Source organism: Kitasatospora sp. NPDC087271, from assembly GCF_044744605.1.
Taxonomy (GTDB): domain Bacteria; phylum Actinomycetota; class Actinomycetes; order Streptomycetales; family Streptomycetaceae; genus Kitasatospora.
In genome coordinates, this window is record NZ_JBIUYQ010000005.1 from 366,119 (window position 1) to 380,899 (window position 14,781).

A 14,781-nucleotide genomic window follows, 5' to 3' on the forward strand; every position below is an offset into this window, starting at 1 on the left:
GAACTTCCGCTTTGAGACCGACACCTGCGAGGTGCCGCCTTCAAGACGCGATCCACGACCCGCGTCAGCTCGACTTCTCGCCGAGGGCAGCACGGAGCCAGTCGAGGGAGTCGGTTGCCAGGACGGCGTCGGCGAGTGCGTTGGCGGTCTTCGTGGTGAGACGACCACGGCTGTTGTCGATCCAGCGCTGAGCGTTCGCATAGCCCTGCGCCTTGTACTCGACGCCCTGGATCAGGCACTCCAGCTTGTCGGCATCCCGCGCACAGACCGCCTCCGGAGAGTCCTTCGCTTCGTACTCCGCGACGAGATCCCGGATGGTGGAGGCGAGGATCTCCGGCATGCCGCCGACCTGGTCGGCCGTCACCGCCGCCGGATCGGCGCCGGGCGCGTACTTCTTGCCCAGATGGTTGACGTCCCCGGTGCGCGTCTCCTGGGAGTCGTGCCAGACCGCGAGGAAGGCGGTCTGCGCCGGGTCCGCGCCTTCCAGCTTGGCGATGATCGAAGCGATCAACGCGGTTCGCCAGGAGTGTTCGGCGACCGATTCGGGATCGCGGACGCCGGCCATCCACCAGCCCGTGCGCTTGGTCTGCTTGAGCGTCCCGGCTTCGAACAGGAACCTGGCCACCGGCGTCAGGTCGTCTGTCACTGTCTGGCTCCTCTCACGCCTCGACAAGGCGGATCGCGTAGCGGATGCTGTCGAGCTCGCGTCGCCCTCGCCGCGACAGCTCCCGACCATCCAACAGCACCGGGAGCCGTTCGCGCAGGGCGCGGGCCGCAGTTCCGGAGCGCAGCAGATCCGGCCGGACCTGGAGCAATGACCACACACTGTGGATGTTCAACTCGGCGCACCCGCACTGCGGGCCGAGCCCCTGAACGAGGTGCGCGAGGAGCTTGTCGCCGGGCCACGGGCCCGGCGACCGGGCAGCGATGAAGTCGTCGGAGAGTTCGAGGTACGGGGCCTCGCCGATCCAGTACGCCCAGTAGTTGAGGTTCGCCAGCGCGCCCGCCTCATCGGCGAGGGCCGTTTCGATGAAGTGGCTGATCCGATCGCGGTCACCGTGGCGGGCGGAGACCATGGCAACGGAACGGGAGTTGAGCCAGTGGCTCAGCCAGTCGCTCGGCTGCTCGGAGCGCTGCTGGTGCGCGATCCACTCCCGCGTGTCGCCCTGCTCATCGTATCCGGCCAGGTACAGCGCTTGGCGGCGGGCGAGGAACTGGTCCGTTCCACGCGCTTCCTCGGCCGCGCGCCGCAGGTGGGCGTAGAACCGGGTGCGGTCGGGGGCGAGAAGTTCCGGTCCGGTCGGCGCTGGGCCCTTTCGTGGACGCGGCGGGGTCGGGAGGTCGCGAACGGCCTTCGGCGCTGCACCGCTGAGCGGCCACATGAGAATCTCCACGAGGTCGCGCCGTATCACCATCGCCCCGAGGGGGCTCCCGACAGCCGACGACTTCTCCTCAACGATGCCGGCGAGCAGAATGTCCGCCTCGAAGGATCGCTCCAGTGTTTGGAGGAGTGCGGGCGCTGTGCCCATCTGCATCAGCCGATGGCGGTAGGTGAGCATCTGCCCGACAGGTACGGCAGTGAGTGGGCGCCGACCACTCTCCCACCCGGCGATCGTGTCGCTTGACACGGCCAGCCGCTCGGCGAACTCGTCCTGGGTGGCACCGTGCTGTTCTCGGATCACCCGAAAGACGTACCCGGAGATGATGCCCACGCGCGGGCGCCGAGGCCTTCCCTGACCAACAGTCAGGGAAGGCTGTTGGCTTGACTGCATGAGAGCCCCCACCTCGGGAGTCCGTGCCGACGTACGTGTACTCGTGGTCACTTCAGGTTCTGACTCCGGGACCCTACCGTCGTAGGCGTCCCCGACCGAGAGCGGTCGGAGACCCGTCGGTGGGTCTCGCTCCCTGCGACGGCGGTCCCGCTCTCATCAAGGAGCGTACCGGCCCGGGGGCACGCCAGTTGGTAACTGTCACGTCCGTACACCTGGGCAAGCGCTCCACGCGACAACCATCGTGAAGAAAACAGGCAGGAGGCACCCATGGGATGGGGAACCGGCAAGGACGGAAGCTCCGGTGGCGGCAGCGGGGGCAACGACGGCGGGCAGGGCAAGCACGCGAACAAGGACCGGAAGGACTTCGGGAAGGACAAGTCGACCCCGGACACCTCGTCCGGGTCGTCTGCCGGCAAGCACCGCAAGGACGGCGACGGGAAGTGAAGAGCCAGCAGAACGACCTGGAGCAGGCCGCCACGAACGGCCTGCTCCGGGCCGTATCCCGCTCTCTCGGCCACGATGTGTCCGATGAGTGGCGAAGGGCCGCACAGGCGACCCCGCGCCATCGTTTCCTCCCGGACCGGATCTGGCTTGCCGACGGTGACGGCTACCAGCTCTGCGACCGTGACCGTGAGCCCGACCGCTGGTTCGCCGCCGCCAGTTCGGACATTCCCGTAGTGACACAGGTCAACGACGGAGACGAGCCGACGGATGTAGGCGATGCGTGGCCTTCGTCCTCGGCCTCCGAGCCGTCGGTCGTCTTCCAGATGCTCGAACTCCTGGACATCGCACCGGGAATGCGGGTTCTTGAGATCGGCGCGGGCACCGGGTACAACGCAGCCATGCTCTCCCACCGCCTCGGTGGGGCGAACGTGACGACGATCGAGATCGACGCCGCCGTGGCCCACCGCGCCCGGACCAACCTCGACGCCACCGGCTACGCACCTACCGTCGTCTGCGGCGACGGAAGTCTCGGCTGGAACGTCGCATCGCCGTTCGACCGGATCATGGCCACCTGCTCCGTGAAGCGCGTTCCGGGCAAATGGATCAGCCAGACCAGGCCCGGCGGGCAAATCCTCACCCCTTGGTACGACGAGTGGAGCTGCGGCGGGCTCCTCCGCCTGACCGTCACCGGCGACGGTACCGCCACCGGGCGGTACACCGCCGACAGTGCCTTCATGCTGATGCGCACCCAGCGCCGCGACCTCCGCCTCTTCCGGGACGTCGTCATGGACGAGCACGTGCCGGACGAGTCCACGACCACGCTCGACCCCTGGGCCGTCGCCGACTCGGAGTTCGAGACCCAGTTCGCCCTCGGGCACCGCCTCGGCGACCTCTGGTACGCCTGGCACCACGACCCCGATCTCGATGACGTCGAGACCCGCCTCTGGGTGGCCACGACCGACGGCGGCTCCTGGGCCGCCGTCGACTGGGACGGCACCGAGAACGCCGAGCGGTACACGGTGTGGCAGCACGGCCCGCGCCGCCTGTGGGACGAAGTCGAGGCCGCCCACCGCTGGTGGCTGGACAATGGCCGCCCCGGGCCGAGCCGCCTCGGCCTCACCATCGGCCCCGGAGGCCATCAGGCCTGGCTGGACGACCCGACGAATACGTGGCCCCTGCCGTAGCGGAGTGGATTGCCCGTCTCATTCGGCACGGCCCCGGACCGCCGGTCCGGGGCTGCTTGCCTGGAACCGATCGGATGTTCCAGGTGGTCAACAAGCCGACAACTGGTCACGCAAGGAGCGGAATTGTCGGTACCGTGGATCGGCTGTCGAGCTGAGCCGGAGGGACGTGGTGGATCGCCGGGGATTCGTGTCCGCCTCCAGCGCGTACGCGCTTGCGGCGTTGGGCCTGTCCGACCTTGATGCCGTCCTGCGGCGGGTACAGGGAAAGACTGGCAGCACAGTGAAGGTCGGCCGGGGCGAGGTCGCAGCGATCCGCCAGATGACGAAGTCGCTGGGCGACGCGGCCGCCGAACTCGGTGGCGGCCATGCCCGCCATCTGGCCGTCCGCTACCTCCACGACGACGTCGCCCCCTGGCTGGACGGGACTTGGAGTGAAGCCGTCGGCCGGGAGCTGTTCGCGGCGACCTCCCAACTCGTCCACCTGGCCGGGTGGATGGCCCAGGACGAGGGGAACCAGGACGCTGCCCAGCAGTACTACGCGCATTCCTTCCGGCTCGCTTCCGAGGCCGGCGACGCCGAGTTGGCCGCCACCGCCCTGCGCGGTCTGGCCGTCCAGGCCATCGACCTGGGGTTCAGGCCCACCGCCGTACGGATAGCGGAAGAGTGCGTCGACCAGGCCAAACACCTCGATGACTCCCGAGCCCTGGCCTACTACCAGGCCACCCTCGCCAACGCCGCAGCCCTCGACGGCGACCGGCGCACCGCGACCAGCTCGCTCGCCGCGTCCCAGAGCGCGATCGAACGGGCCACCGGCACGCCCGGCGAGTCGTGTGCCTCGCACTACAGCATCGGCCGGTGGGCTCACGAGTCCGGCATGATCCTCGCCCGACTCGGCGACTACACCAGCGCGCAGGAACACCTCCACCACGCGCTCGACATCCACGGCCTCGACCGTCGCCGCACCCGTGCGATCGTCCTCGCCGACCTCGGCACCGTCCGTCTCCGGCAGGACGACGTCGACGGTGCCCTCGCGTCCTGGAACGACTTCCTCGACTGCGCGGACGGCATCCGCTCGGTCAAGGTGCAGGACGCCGTCCGCGACCTCCGGGCCCGCCTCTACCGCCTCCGCGACGTGGCCGGTGCCGGGGAACTCGACGAACGAGCCGCGACGTTAGGGTGAATCGTGGCAGACGACCAACCGGGCCCGTCCAACAGTCGGGAGCAGTGGCGACGGGTTCGAATGTTCTTGAATGATCACCGCTTCGCGCTAACCAGCCGGCTCCTGACTGAAGTCCCTCCCGAACGGCTGGTCCCGGGGACTCCGCTGCTGGCTCGCCAGCACTGGATTCCGGAGCAGCCGGTGCCGCTGGAACGCGTCCGACTGCGCTGGCGGCCGGACGCGCCGGAGGCCGACCTGGACGGCGGTGAGCCGGAGCTCGACCGCATCCGCCCGCGCCGGAGGGGCGGAACGGCCTACCGCCGCTACGCCGACGCGGTGCGGGAGCTTGCCAGGCCCAGGCTGTTCGAGGATCGAAGCTGCTACCGCCTGCTGGATGTCGGGACGTCTGCGGGCGGTCCGACGCTGGCCTTCGGCCGCGGCCGGTACTTCGACGTGATCGACATCTGTGAGGCCGTCGCGCACGAGTACGCGGCGGCGGTCCTGGCGGGCTCGACCACCATGCCCTTCCGAGCTGCCATCGGCGATCCGACCGACCTCGCGCGCCGGCCGGTCATGGCGGCCATCAGTACGCTGACCATCCGGCACGATCGCAGGACCGGCGAAGCGGAGTTCGTGCTGCACTGGCGTGATCCCGAGAAGGTCGCCAGCGGCGGGGGTCTCTTCCAGGTGATGCCGGTCGGGATGTTCCAGGCTTCGCACGACGCGCCGTGGAACGAGGGGAACGACTTCGACCTCTGGCGGGCGATCCTGCGGGAGCTGAGCGAGGAACTGCTCGGTGACGCCGAGGACTACGGGAGCGGCAGGGCGCCGATCGACTACGCCGCCTGGCCACTCAACTGGTCGCTCACCGCAGCACGTGAGGACGGCCGCCTGCGGGTGTTCTGGCTGGGCCTCGGGATGGATCCGCTGACCTTCGTCACCAACATGCTCACCGTGGCCGTGTTCGACGCCGAGCTGTTCGACGAGACGTTCCGGCGCATCGTCTCGACCAACGACGAGGGCCACCGCGTCGGGTTGGACGATGCGACGGGGCGCTCGACCGGCATCCCGTTCACAGCCGAGCAGGTGGATCGCCTCACCGGTGCGGAGCCGATGCAGCCCGCCGGCGCGGCGCTCCTGCGGCTCGCCTGGCGGCACCGGAAGGCGCTGTTGCAGCTCTCCTGACCCGAGGAAGGCCCCGGACCGCCCGACCGGTCCGGGGCCGTTCACCTAGTGCGGGTCAGGCGGTCTTGGCGGCCGCGAAGCGGGACGAGACGTCCTGCCAGTTGACGACGTCCCAGAGCTTCTCGACGTAGTCGGGGCGGACGTTGCGGTACTGCAGGTAGTAGGCGTGCTCCCAGGCGTCGAAGGCGAGCAGCGGGGTGGTGCCCTGGCCGACGTTGCCGTGGTGGTCGTAGACCTGCTCGACGATCAGGCGCTTGGCCAGGGGCTCCCAGGAGAGGATGCCCCAGCCGGAGCCCTGCACGCCGGTGGTGGCGGTGGTGAGCTGCTTGCGGAAGGCCTCGAAGCTGCCGAAGTGCTCGGTGATGGCGTCGGCCAGCTCGCCCTCGGGGCGGTCGCCGCCCTCCGGGGAGAGGTTCTGCCAGAACAGCGAGTGCAGCACGTGGCCGGACAGGTGGAAGGCGAAGGTCTTCTGCAGGCCGACCAGGCCGCCGAACTGCTCCTTGTCGCGCGCCTCGGCCAGCTGGTCCAGGGTGTCGTTCGCACCCTTGACGTAGGCGGCGTGGTGCTTGGAGTGGTGCAGTTCGAGGATCTCGGGGGACATCGCCCGCTCAAGCGCGGAGTAGTCGTACGGCAGGTCGGGAAGCGAGTAGGTGCCCATGCTGGGACACAGCCCCTTTCGATGAACAGTGATGATCGTGCCGGGACAACACTATTGCGTATGAGTTGCAGGAACGAAGCATGGGCTCCTGCTTATTCCTCACGTCTCGTCGGGCACAATGGTCGCGAGTGCATGTAATGAGTGATGAGGGTGAGTGACTGTGACAGGGTCACCGGTGGTGCTGGGGATCGAGTCCTCCTGCGACGAGACCGGCGCGGGTCTGGTCCGGGACGGCGTACTGCTCGGGCAGGCGGTGGCGTCGTCAATGGACGAGCACGCCCGCTTCGGCGGGGTGGTGCCGGAGATCGCCGCCCGGGCGCACGTCCACGCGATGGCGCCGGTGGTCGGCGAGGCGCTGGCGCGGGCCGGGCTGGCGCTCGATGACGTCGGCGCCGTCGCGGTGACGACCGGTCCGGGGCTGGCCGGGGCGCTCCAGGTCGGGGTGGCCGCGGCCAAGGGCTACGCGTTCTCGCTCGGCGTCCCGCTGTACGGGGTGCACCACCTGGCCGGGCACGTCGCCGCCGCGACGCTGGACGGCGGGCCGCTGCCGAACCCCTGCGTGGTGCTGATCGTCTCGGGCGGGCACACCTCGCTGCTGCTGGTGCGCGACCTCGCCCGCGATCCGATCGTCCACCTCGGCGACACCCTGGACGACGCGGCCGGCGAGTGCTTCGACAAGGTCGCCCGGATCCTCGGCCTCCCCTACCCCGGCGGGCCGGCGATCGACCGGGCCGCCCGGGACGGCGACCCGACGGCCGTCCGCCTGCCGCGGCCGCTGACCGGACCGCGGGACGACCCGTACGCGTTCTCGTTCTCCGGACTCAAGACGGCCGCCGCCCGCTGGGTGGAGGCGCAACGCTCGGGCGGCTCGGACCCGTACGTCCCGGACGCGGCGGCCGGGTTGCAGGAGGCGATCGCCGACGTGCTGACCCGCAAGGCGGTGCGGGCCTGCACCGATCACGGGATCGGCACCCTGGTGGTGGTCGGCGGGGTCGCGGCCAACTCCCGGGTGCGGTCGCTGGCCGAGGAGCGCTGCGCGGCGGCCGGGATCGCGCTGCGGGTGCCGCCGCTGAGGCTCTGCACGGACAACGGGGCGATGGTGGCGGCGATCGGCGACCTGCTGGTCCGCTCCGGCGCCGAGCCGGCTCCGGCGGAGCTGTCGGTGGATCCGTCGGCGCCGCTGGAGTTCGCGGCGTTGACGCCGTTGGCGCGGACTGCCGCCGCCTGAGGGTTTCACCGCTTTTGCTCCGGATCGCACCCCCGTCGCCGGCCTGACGGCGTGTTGATCCGGCAACGGTTCGATCTCGCCCGACGCGAATCCGTTCCCAAGCCTTCCCCCGGCCGCAATCGCTGTGCCATTTTACATGTCACACATCAGGAACCCGTGTGCCCCCCAACCACACGGCAACCCTCAACGGCCCCGGAGGCCCCCACAGATGCGTCCCTTCCGGATAACCACGGCCCAGGCGCGGAAACTGCCCGCGCTCGGCGCCGCGTTCTTCCTCGCTCTCGGCCTGTTCGCCCCGCAGGCACACGCCGCGACGGCCGACTCCACCACCACCCTCAAGGCCCAGGCCCAGGCCCAGGCCGGCAAGGCGGCGGCGCCGCGCTCCGTCCCGGTGCCCAAGTCCCCCGACACTCCGAAGGACGCCCGCCCGCTGGCCGCGGACCAGCAGGCCAAGGCGACCGCCCCGGCGGCGGGCAGCGCCACCGGTGCGCACGCCGCCAAGGCCGCCAAGCAACTCTCCGCCGCCCCCGCCGCCGCCTGCAACGTGTCCGCCTTCACCGGCAACACCGGTGCCGCGCTCGTCCAGCAGGTCAAGGCCGCCGACCTCGGCTGCATCAACACCCTGTACAACCTGACCGGCAACGACGCCAAGGGCGCGTTCAACGAGGCGCAGATGGCCACCGTCGCCAACGCCCTGCGCGACGTGTCCGCCGCCTACCCCGGCGACGACTCCACCTCGGCCGGCCAACTGGTGGTCTACCTCCGCGCCGGCTACTACGTGCAGTGGAACCACTCGGACGTGGTCGGCCCGTACGGCACCACCCTCCAGACCGCCATCCGCGGCGCCCTGGACGGCTTCTTCGCCGCCCCGCACAGCAAGGACGTCACCGAGGCGAACGGCGCGACCCTCGCCGAGGCCGTCACCCTGATCGACAGCGCCCAGGAGAACGCCCGCTACACCGGCGTCGTCAAGGGCCTGCTCAACGACTACACCGGCTCTTGGACCGGCTCGATGGCCGACGCCGTCGGCAACACCAAGACCGTCATCGAGCGCGGCTTCGACCTCCCGGCCTTCACCGCCGCCCTCCAGGCCGACCCCTCGTTCGCCACCGCCATGGCGTCCTTCGTCACCCGCAACAGCTCCCAGCTGAACGGCTCCGACCTGGTCACCTCGATCGGCATCCAGATCGGCAACCTGGTCGCCAACGACGCCACCAAGGCCCAGGGACGGCCGATCGTCAAGGACCTGATCAACCGCTACCCGCTGGTCGGCGCCACCGGTCCGCTCACCATGAACCTGGTCTGGTTCGCGGAGAAGAAGGACACCGGCAACTGCAGCTACTACGGCACCTGCGACCTGCCCGCCCGGCTCGTCCCGCTCGTGCTCACCGTCGACCACACCTGCAACGCCAACCTGCGCATCCGCGCCCAGGACATGACCGCGCAGCAGCTCGCCGACACCTGCACCAGCCTGATCAACGAGGACCAGTTCTTCCACCAGGTGGTCAAGGACAAGGGCCCGGTCGCCAACGACAACAACACCAGCCTTGAGGTCGTCGTCTTCGACGACTACTACGAGTACAGCCTCTACGCCTGGGAGATGTACGGCATCGCCGTCGACAACGGCGGCATGTACGAGGAGGGCGACCCGGCCAAGGCCGGCAACCAGGCCCGCTTCATCGCGCACGAGGCCTCCTGGCTGCGCCCCGCCTTCCAGATCTGGAACCTCAACCACGAGTACACCCACTACCTCGACGGCCGCTACGACTTCTACGGCGACTTCGACGCCGGCATGACCACCCCGACCGTCTGGTGGGTCGAGGGCCTCGCCGAGTACGTCTCGTACAGCTACCGGGGCGTCCACTACGACGACGCCGTCGCGCAGGCCGCCAAGGGCACCTACGCGCTGAGCACCCTCTTCGACAACACCTACGACAACTCCGACTCCACCAAGGTCTACAACTGGGGCTACCTGGCGGTGCGCTACATGCTCCAGTCGCACCCGCAGGACGTCGACGCACTCCTCGCCAAGTACCGCGTCGGCGACTGGAACGGCGCCCGCGCCCTCCTCAAGACCACCATCGGCACCTCGTACGACGCCGACTTCGCCACCTGGCTCAAGGCCTGCGGCGCCGACAACTGCGGCAGCCTGCCCACCAACCAGGCCCCGCTCTGCACCGCCGGTGACACCCGGCAGTACGACAAGAACTGCCGCCGCGACGGCGTCGCCGCCACCACCGGCAACTACAGCTACAGCTTCCTCAACCTGCCCGCCGGCGTGAAGCAGCTGACCATCACCACCAGCGGCGGCACCGGCAACGCCGACCTCTACTACAACGGGGGTGCGTGGGCCACCACCGGGTCGAACCTGGCCAAGTCCACCAACGCCGGCAACGGCGAGACCCTCACCATCACCAACCCGCCGTCCGGCTGGGTGTACTTCAGCCTCTACGCCCAGCAGGGCTTCGGCGGCGTGACCGTCACCACCACGTACAACTGACCTGCGCATACCGAACGTTGAGGAGGGCCCCGCGTGCGGCGGGGCCCTCCTCGCGCGTTCGGACGCCGCGTACTCAGCCCTCCGCCGACCAGGTCACCACGGGCGGGCGGACGGCGGCGCACAACGGGTGGCCCTTGGCGTCCGTCAGGCGCAGCCGGGCCACCAGGACGCCGCGCTCCACCGCCGCCTCGGCGACCTCCCGGTCGACCGCCGCCAGCAGCAGCTTGGCCCGGCGGAACAGCGCCCAGCCGTCGCCGTTCCCGGTCACCCAGTTCAGGTAGACGAACCGGGCGCCGGGACCGCCCTGCACGTACCGGCCGGTGAGGTCCACTCCTCCGGGTGTCGGCCTCCCCTCGCACTCCAGCGACCAGTGGGCGCGCGGCGCGTCACCGGGGAACAGGTCGAGCAACTCGGCCGGGCGACCCCGGCGTTGGACGGCGACGTGCAGGTCCCGGTAGCCCGGGAAGCCCGGCGCGGCGGCACACTCACGCCCCGGCAGGTCGGTGGCCTCAATCCTCAGTTCCATACCGATATGGTCCCCCACCGCGCGCCTCGGGAAGTTATAACGATCGGCCATCTAATGCGACGCACACTCGACCAGGGGCACAGGGAATACTTTGTCAAAAGACCGTCAGGGACCTAGCTTTCGCTTGGGGTCCGGAGTTAGATGAAAGCCAGTTCGACTTCCAGGCCGGAATGTCGGATTTCCGCCAAGCCGCGGGCGCTTGTTCCGTTGTGCCCGCAATCTCGGAAAGGGAGAATACCCATGAAGATGATCAAGGCGATCGTGAAGAAGTTCAAGCGTGACGAGGACCTCGCCAACCACGCGTGGGTCCTGCACGTCATCTGACGCACCGTCGGCGGCGGGGGCCCCGGGCATACCGTGGCCCCCGCCGGCGCGGCGGAGTGCCCCACCCGCTCCCTGTCCGGAGTTCTCCACCGGCTGCGGAGAACTCATTTCATCGCCATTTCATTGGAGGCGGGATTCTCGTGGAAGAAATGGCGCCGACAGCCGGGCGCAGCCATTCCATCGTTTACGCCCCGAAGATCCAGGACCTGCTGACCAGGGAAGAAAAGGTATTCCGGATCGACGCCCGCACGGTCGGCGTCTCCGACTGCGAGCTGATGGCCGAAATCGTCGCGGCGCGCCCCGTGCGGTCGGCGGAGCGCTCGGTCTACAAGCCCGCCGCTGGAGCGGACATCCACCACGACAACGCGACCCGGACGATCCGCGCGCTGGGCCAGGACGTCATGGCGGGCATCAGGACCCCGCCGCCCCCGGCACGCGGCCTGTCCGGCGCCTGGCCCTACGCGGCCACCTCCTACCTGCGCCGATGGCTCTTCGCGTCCGACCCCCTGCCGGTCTCCCTCCTGTCGAGACGCGGCGTCACCCGCTCCGACAGGCTCTCCCGGATCGTCGACCGCGCCGTCACCGTCTGGCCGGGATCCGCTGCCGAGGGCAGGAGCACCGCGCTGGCCGGGCAGATCCGCGACGCTTCCGGCGCCCGGGAGCGGAGGCAGGCCATCGCGCTGTACCGGCGATCGACGGCCACCCTCTGCGACGGGGTCGCCGCGCTGGCCGGCAACGCCCTGTGGCTCATGGGGCCGGACCGGGAGCGGGAGGACGCCCGCGCCGACCTCACCGAGGTCCTGTGGGAGACCCTGCGGCTGCTCCCGCCCGCGTGGATGCTGTTCCGCAACGACGGCCGCGCCTACACCGGACTGCACCCCGAGATCCGCCCCGAGGACCGCGTCGCGCTCTTCCCGCTCCTGATGCACCGCGACCCGAAGCACTGGTCCGACCCGCTGGAGTTCCGGCCCGAACGGTGGGCCGGGGTGGCGGACCCGGAGAAGACGCCCGGGTTCATGCCGTTCGGCTTCGACGGAGCCCGCTGCTGGGCCAAGCACCTGGTCGTACCCCTGGCCGAACGCCTGCTGAACGTCGCCTTCGACCACCGGCTCGCCATTCGCGGCCCGCGGCAGGAGACGCACGTCCCCCTGCGTTCCCTGCTCTCCGTGCGGTTCGACGCCGCGGCCAGGGCCTGACCGACGAGCCCCGAACACCCTGACACCACGGGACACACCATGGAATCGCCCACGCTGGCCGACTGGGTCGGCGACGTCCGGAGCTTCACCGGCCACCAGTGGCAGCGCAAGCCCGCGGTCTTCACGCCGGAGGAACTCGCCCCGCCGTTCGACCTGGACGCGTTGGACGCCGCCTTCGACACGGGGCTGCTGCGCACCCCCTACCTGGAGATGGTCCGCTCCACCAAGGTGACCGTCCCGCCCGAGGCCTACACCACGTCACGCGTGGTCAACGGCACCACGTACCACGGCTTCGCCGACCGCACGAAGGTCCTCGCGCTCCTGGGCGCCGGGGCGACGCTGCTGCTGCGCTGCGTCGACCAGTGGCACCGCCCGACGGGCGAGCTGGTGGCGCGGCTGTCCGAAGAACTCGACCGGCGCGTCGAGGCGTTCTTCTTCGTCACGCCCGCCGGCGGCCAGGGTCTCGCGGTGCACCGTGACGACGCCGACGTGTTCGTCCTCCAGGCGGCCGGACGCAAGACCTGGTACGTCCACGACGCGCCGACCGTGGCGCACTGGTCGCCGGGAGAGCTCCCCGACGACGAGCACTCCCCGCGGCTCCTGCACGGCGTCCTCGAACCCGGCAGCGTGCTCTACGTCCCGCGCGGCTTCGCGCACCGCGCGGTCGGCGCCGCCGGCCTCTCCGCCCACCTCTCCCTCACGATCCGCGACATCTCCGTGCCGGACCTGCGGGCCGCCCTGGAGCAGCGGTTGACGGACGGGCTGGACCTCCCGGCGCGCCCGCTGGGCGAGGCCGCGATCGACGGCTCCTGCGCCGCGCTGCTCGACCACGTCCGGGCGAGGCTCGACATGATCGAACCGGAGGACCTTCGGCTCACCGCCCGGGCCGCGCAGGCACGGGCGGCCCGGGCGGCCCGGGCGGCGGCGGAGAACGCGGAGCGCGCGGAGACGTTCGCCGAGGCGGCCCGGGCCTGGGAAGGCGGCGGGACCGCCGCCGGGCGGGCCGGGCTGGCGTCCGTCAGCCGCACCTGGCGCCGGCTGCGCGACGCGGCACGCACCACGCACTGACGCGCTGCCCCACTGACGCACCGGCGCAGGGCCGGCAACGAGACCCCGCGCGTCCGGCGGGCGCCGCCCGTCCTCCGTACCGCCGTGCCGACGGCGGTACGGAGGACGGTCAGCACCGGCCCTCGACGGCCGAGGACGTCAGGGCGTGTCTGACAATTCGCGGCGGATCAGCGCGCGGCGGTGGGCGCCCGGCCGGGCGTGCCGGCGAAGCGTCCTCGTACTGGGTCGTACTCGGGCGTTTCGGCGGTGCGTCCGGGCGGGATGCCCGGCGTCGCGCGCCCGGCGGGAATTGTCAGACACGCCCTAAACCCGCTGCGCCGGGACCGTCCGGTCCCGCTGGAGGTCCAGCAGCTCACGGAACAGCCCGTCCGGGCGCGCCGCCAGCTCCGCCCAGGTGCCGGTCTGCACGATCCGGCCCCGGTCCATCACGATCACCCGGTCCGCCACCGCCGCGTTGGCGATGTTGTGCGTCACCAGCAGCGTGATCCGCCCCGGGGCGAGGGCGCGCAGCGCGTGCAGGATGCGGTGCTCGGCGCGCGGGTCCAGGTCCGAGGTCGGCTCGTCCAGGATCAGCAGCCCCGGGCTGCGCACCGTCCGGTACAGCGCCCGGGCCACCGCCGCCCGCTGCCAGCCGCCGCCCGACAACTCGGCGCCGCCCCACCAGCCCTGGGCCAGCAGCGTGCGCCAGCCCGACCGCAGCCGGGCCACGATCTCGTCGAAGCCCGTCCGCGCGGCCGCCCGCTCCACGTCCGCCATCACCTGCTCGGTGAGGTGCCCCAGGTGGACGTTCTCGGCCGCCCCCAGCGGCCAGCGCGCGAACTCCTGCGGCACCCGGGCCACCCGCGACCACATGCCGTCCGCGTCCAGTTCCTCCACCGGCACGCCGTCCCAGCAGATCCGGCCGGACTGCGGCAGGTAGAGGCCCGACAGCAGCTTCAGCAGCGTCGACTTGCCGCTGCCGTTCTGCCCGATCACCGCCACCACCTCCCCGGCCCGCAGCGTCATGCTCACCCCGCGCAGCGCCGGCTCCTGCTGCTCGCCGGGGTAGGCGTGCCCGAGGTCCGCGACCTCCACTAGGCCGCGTATTCGGTCGTGATCAATGGGTTCGGGTGAGGTCCTTGATCCAGATCATTGCGCCGCGGAGGTGAAGGCCGGCGAGGTAGCTTTCCGGGCTCTTGTCATACCGGGTCGCGATGCCTCGCCAGGCCTTCAGCTTGTTGATCAGGCGCTCGACGGTGTTCCGCTCCTTGTAGAGCTCGGCGTCGTGGCTGACGGGCCGGCCGCCCCGGCTGCCCTTCTTCTTCCGGTTGGCGACCTGGTCCATCTTCTCCGGGATGACCGCCTTGATGCGGCGTTTGCGCAGGTGGGAACGGTTGCCGCGGGACGAGTAGGCCTTGTCCCCGGCGACCGCGCCGGGTCGGGTGCGGGGACGACCGACCGGCCCGCGGACCCGGACCTTCTCCAGCACGGGGATGAACCGCGGGCTGTCCGCGGCCTGGCCCTCGGTCAGGATGAACACCAGCGGGCGGCACTTCCG

Annotated in this window: 14 protein-coding genes; 8 read left to right on the top strand and 6 right to left on the bottom strand. The window is 70.6% G+C overall.

Translation table 11 applies throughout. The annotated features are described in order from the left end of the window. Positions 1 to 64: 64 nt before the first annotated feature. Together ACIO9K_RS12125 and ACIO9K_RS12130 are read right to left on the bottom strand one after the other, a co-directional pair. Entirely contained in the window at positions 65 to 646 is a 582-nt protein-coding gene (locus ACIO9K_RS12125; RefSeq protein ID WP_363625109.1) for an HD domain-containing protein, read from the bottom strand. Between the two features lie 13 nt (positions 647 to 659). Next, positions 660 to 1,772, bottom strand: coding sequence for a helix-turn-helix domain-containing protein (locus ACIO9K_RS12130; RefSeq protein ID WP_400328913.1), 1,113 nt, complete (start codon positions 1,770 to 1,772; stop codon positions 660 to 662). 267 nt (positions 1,773 to 2,039) lie between these two features. Between ACIO9K_RS12130 and ACIO9K_RS12135 the strand changes: the two genes are divergently transcribed. From ACIO9K_RS12135 to ACIO9K_RS12150, 4 genes are all read left to right on the top strand, one after another. Then, positions 2,040 to 2,216, top strand: a complete 177-nt coding sequence (locus tag ACIO9K_RS12135; RefSeq protein ID WP_363587065.1) for a hypothetical protein — start codon at positions 2,040 to 2,042, stop codon at positions 2,214 to 2,216. Then, the gene (locus tag ACIO9K_RS12140; RefSeq protein ID WP_400328917.1) at positions 2,213 to 3,400 is read left to right on the top strand and encodes a methyltransferase domain-containing protein; all 1,188 of its coding nucleotides are present in this window, start codon (positions 2,213 to 2,215) and stop codon (positions 3,398 to 3,400) included. Before ACIO9K_RS12135 ends, ACIO9K_RS12140 begins: the two co-directional genes overlap by 4 nt. A gap of 319 nt (positions 3,401 to 3,719) precedes the next feature. After that, positions 3,720 to 4,580, top strand: a complete 861-nt coding sequence (locus ACIO9K_RS12145; RefSeq protein ID WP_400328920.1) for a tetratricopeptide repeat protein — start codon at positions 3,720 to 3,722, stop codon at positions 4,578 to 4,580. A gap of 3 nt (positions 4,581 to 4,583) precedes the next feature. Then, positions 4,584 to 5,744 (top strand): XRE family transcriptional regulator, encoded by a 1,161-nt coding sequence (locus ACIO9K_RS12150; RefSeq protein WP_400328923.1) that lies wholly within the window; start codon positions 4,584 to 4,586, stop codon positions 5,742 to 5,744. Positions 5,745 to 5,799: 55 nt separating this feature from the next. On the opposite strand, the gene ACIO9K_RS12155 is transcribed toward ACIO9K_RS12150, so the two are convergent. Continuing rightward, complete coding sequence (locus tag ACIO9K_RS12155; protein ID WP_363587062.1) at positions 5,800 to 6,402, bottom strand: superoxide dismutase; 603 nt, start codon at positions 6,400 to 6,402, stop codon at positions 5,800 to 5,802. A 175-nt stretch (positions 6,403 to 6,577) separates the two neighbouring features. Here ACIO9K_RS12155 and tsaD point away from each other — a divergent pair, with 175 nt between their 5' ends. Beyond that, a complete protein-coding gene (gene tsaD, locus ACIO9K_RS12160) occupies positions 6,578 to 7,630 on the top strand; it encodes a tRNA (adenosine(37)-N6)-threonylcarbamoyltransferase complex transferase subunit TsaD (RefSeq protein ID WP_400328969.1) in 1,053 nt (350 codons plus the stop codon). Positions 7,631 to 7,838: 208 nt separating this feature from the next. Further along, complete coding sequence (locus tag ACIO9K_RS12165; RefSeq protein WP_400328926.1) at positions 7,839 to 10,130, top strand: M9 family metallopeptidase; 2,292 nt, start codon at positions 7,839 to 7,841, stop codon at positions 10,128 to 10,130. A 73-nt stretch (positions 10,131 to 10,203) separates the two neighbouring features. Here ACIO9K_RS12165 and ACIO9K_RS12170 read toward each other — a convergent pair whose 3' ends face one another. After that, a complete protein-coding gene (locus tag ACIO9K_RS12170) occupies positions 10,204 to 10,656 on the bottom strand; it encodes a DUF5990 family protein (RefSeq protein ID WP_363625098.1) in 453 nt (150 codons plus the stop codon). 473 nt (positions 10,657 to 11,129) lie between these two features. Between ACIO9K_RS12170 and ACIO9K_RS12175 the strand changes: the two genes are divergently transcribed. Then, a complete protein-coding gene (locus tag ACIO9K_RS12175) occupies positions 11,130 to 12,176 on the top strand; it encodes a cytochrome P450 (protein WP_400328930.1) in 1,047 nt (348 codons plus the stop codon). A 39-nt stretch (positions 12,177 to 12,215) separates the two neighbouring features. Then, positions 12,216 to 13,244, top strand: a complete 1,029-nt coding sequence (locus ACIO9K_RS12180) for a JmjC domain-containing protein (RefSeq protein ID WP_400328933.1) — start codon at positions 12,216 to 12,218, stop codon at positions 13,242 to 13,244. 303 nt (positions 13,245 to 13,547) lie between these two features. Here ACIO9K_RS12180 and ACIO9K_RS12185 read toward each other — a convergent pair whose 3' ends face one another. Together ACIO9K_RS12185 and ACIO9K_RS12190 are read right to left on the bottom strand one after the other, a co-directional pair. Beyond that, the gene (locus ACIO9K_RS12185) at positions 13,548 to 14,318 is read right to left on the bottom strand and encodes an ATP-binding cassette domain-containing protein (protein ID WP_400328936.1); all 771 of its coding nucleotides are present in this window, start codon (positions 14,316 to 14,318) and stop codon (positions 13,548 to 13,550) included. A gap of 22 nt (positions 14,319 to 14,340) precedes the next feature. Next, the coding region (locus tag ACIO9K_RS12190) for a transposase (RefSeq protein WP_400328939.1) at positions 14,341 to 14,781 on the bottom strand (441 nt) is incomplete at its 5' end.

Excerpts from the sequence above, each read along its gene's own strand:
- ACIO9K_RS12180 (WP_400328933.1), top strand. The coding sequence starts at position 12,216 with ATGGAATCGCCCACGCTGGCCGACTGGGTCGGCGACGTCCGGAGCTTC.
- ACIO9K_RS12170 (WP_363625098.1), bottom strand. The coding sequence starts at position 10,656 with ATGGAACTGAGGATTGAGGCCACCGACCTGCCGGGGCGTGAGTGTGCC.
- ACIO9K_RS12165 (WP_400328926.1), top strand. The coding sequence starts at position 7,839 with ATGCGTCCCTTCCGGATAACCACGGCCCAGGCGCGGAAACTGCCCGCG.
- ACIO9K_RS12135 (WP_363587065.1), top strand. The coding sequence starts at position 2,040 with ATGGGATGGGGAACCGGCAAGGACGGAAGCTCCGGTGGCGGCAGCGGG.
- ACIO9K_RS12155 (WP_363587062.1), bottom strand. The coding sequence starts at position 6,402 with ATGGGCACCTACTCGCTTCCCGACCTGCCGTACGACTACTCCGCGCTT.
- ACIO9K_RS12175 (WP_400328930.1), top strand. The coding sequence starts at position 11,130 with ATGGCGCCGACAGCCGGGCGCAGCCATTCCATCGTTTACGCCCCGAAG.
- ACIO9K_RS12145 (WP_400328920.1), top strand. The coding sequence starts at position 3,720 with ATGACGAAGTCGCTGGGCGACGCGGCCGCCGAACTCGGTGGCGGCCAT.
- ACIO9K_RS12130 (WP_400328913.1), bottom strand. The coding sequence starts at position 1,772 with ATGCAGTCAAGCCAACAGCCTTCCCTGACTGTTGGTCAGGGAAGGCCT.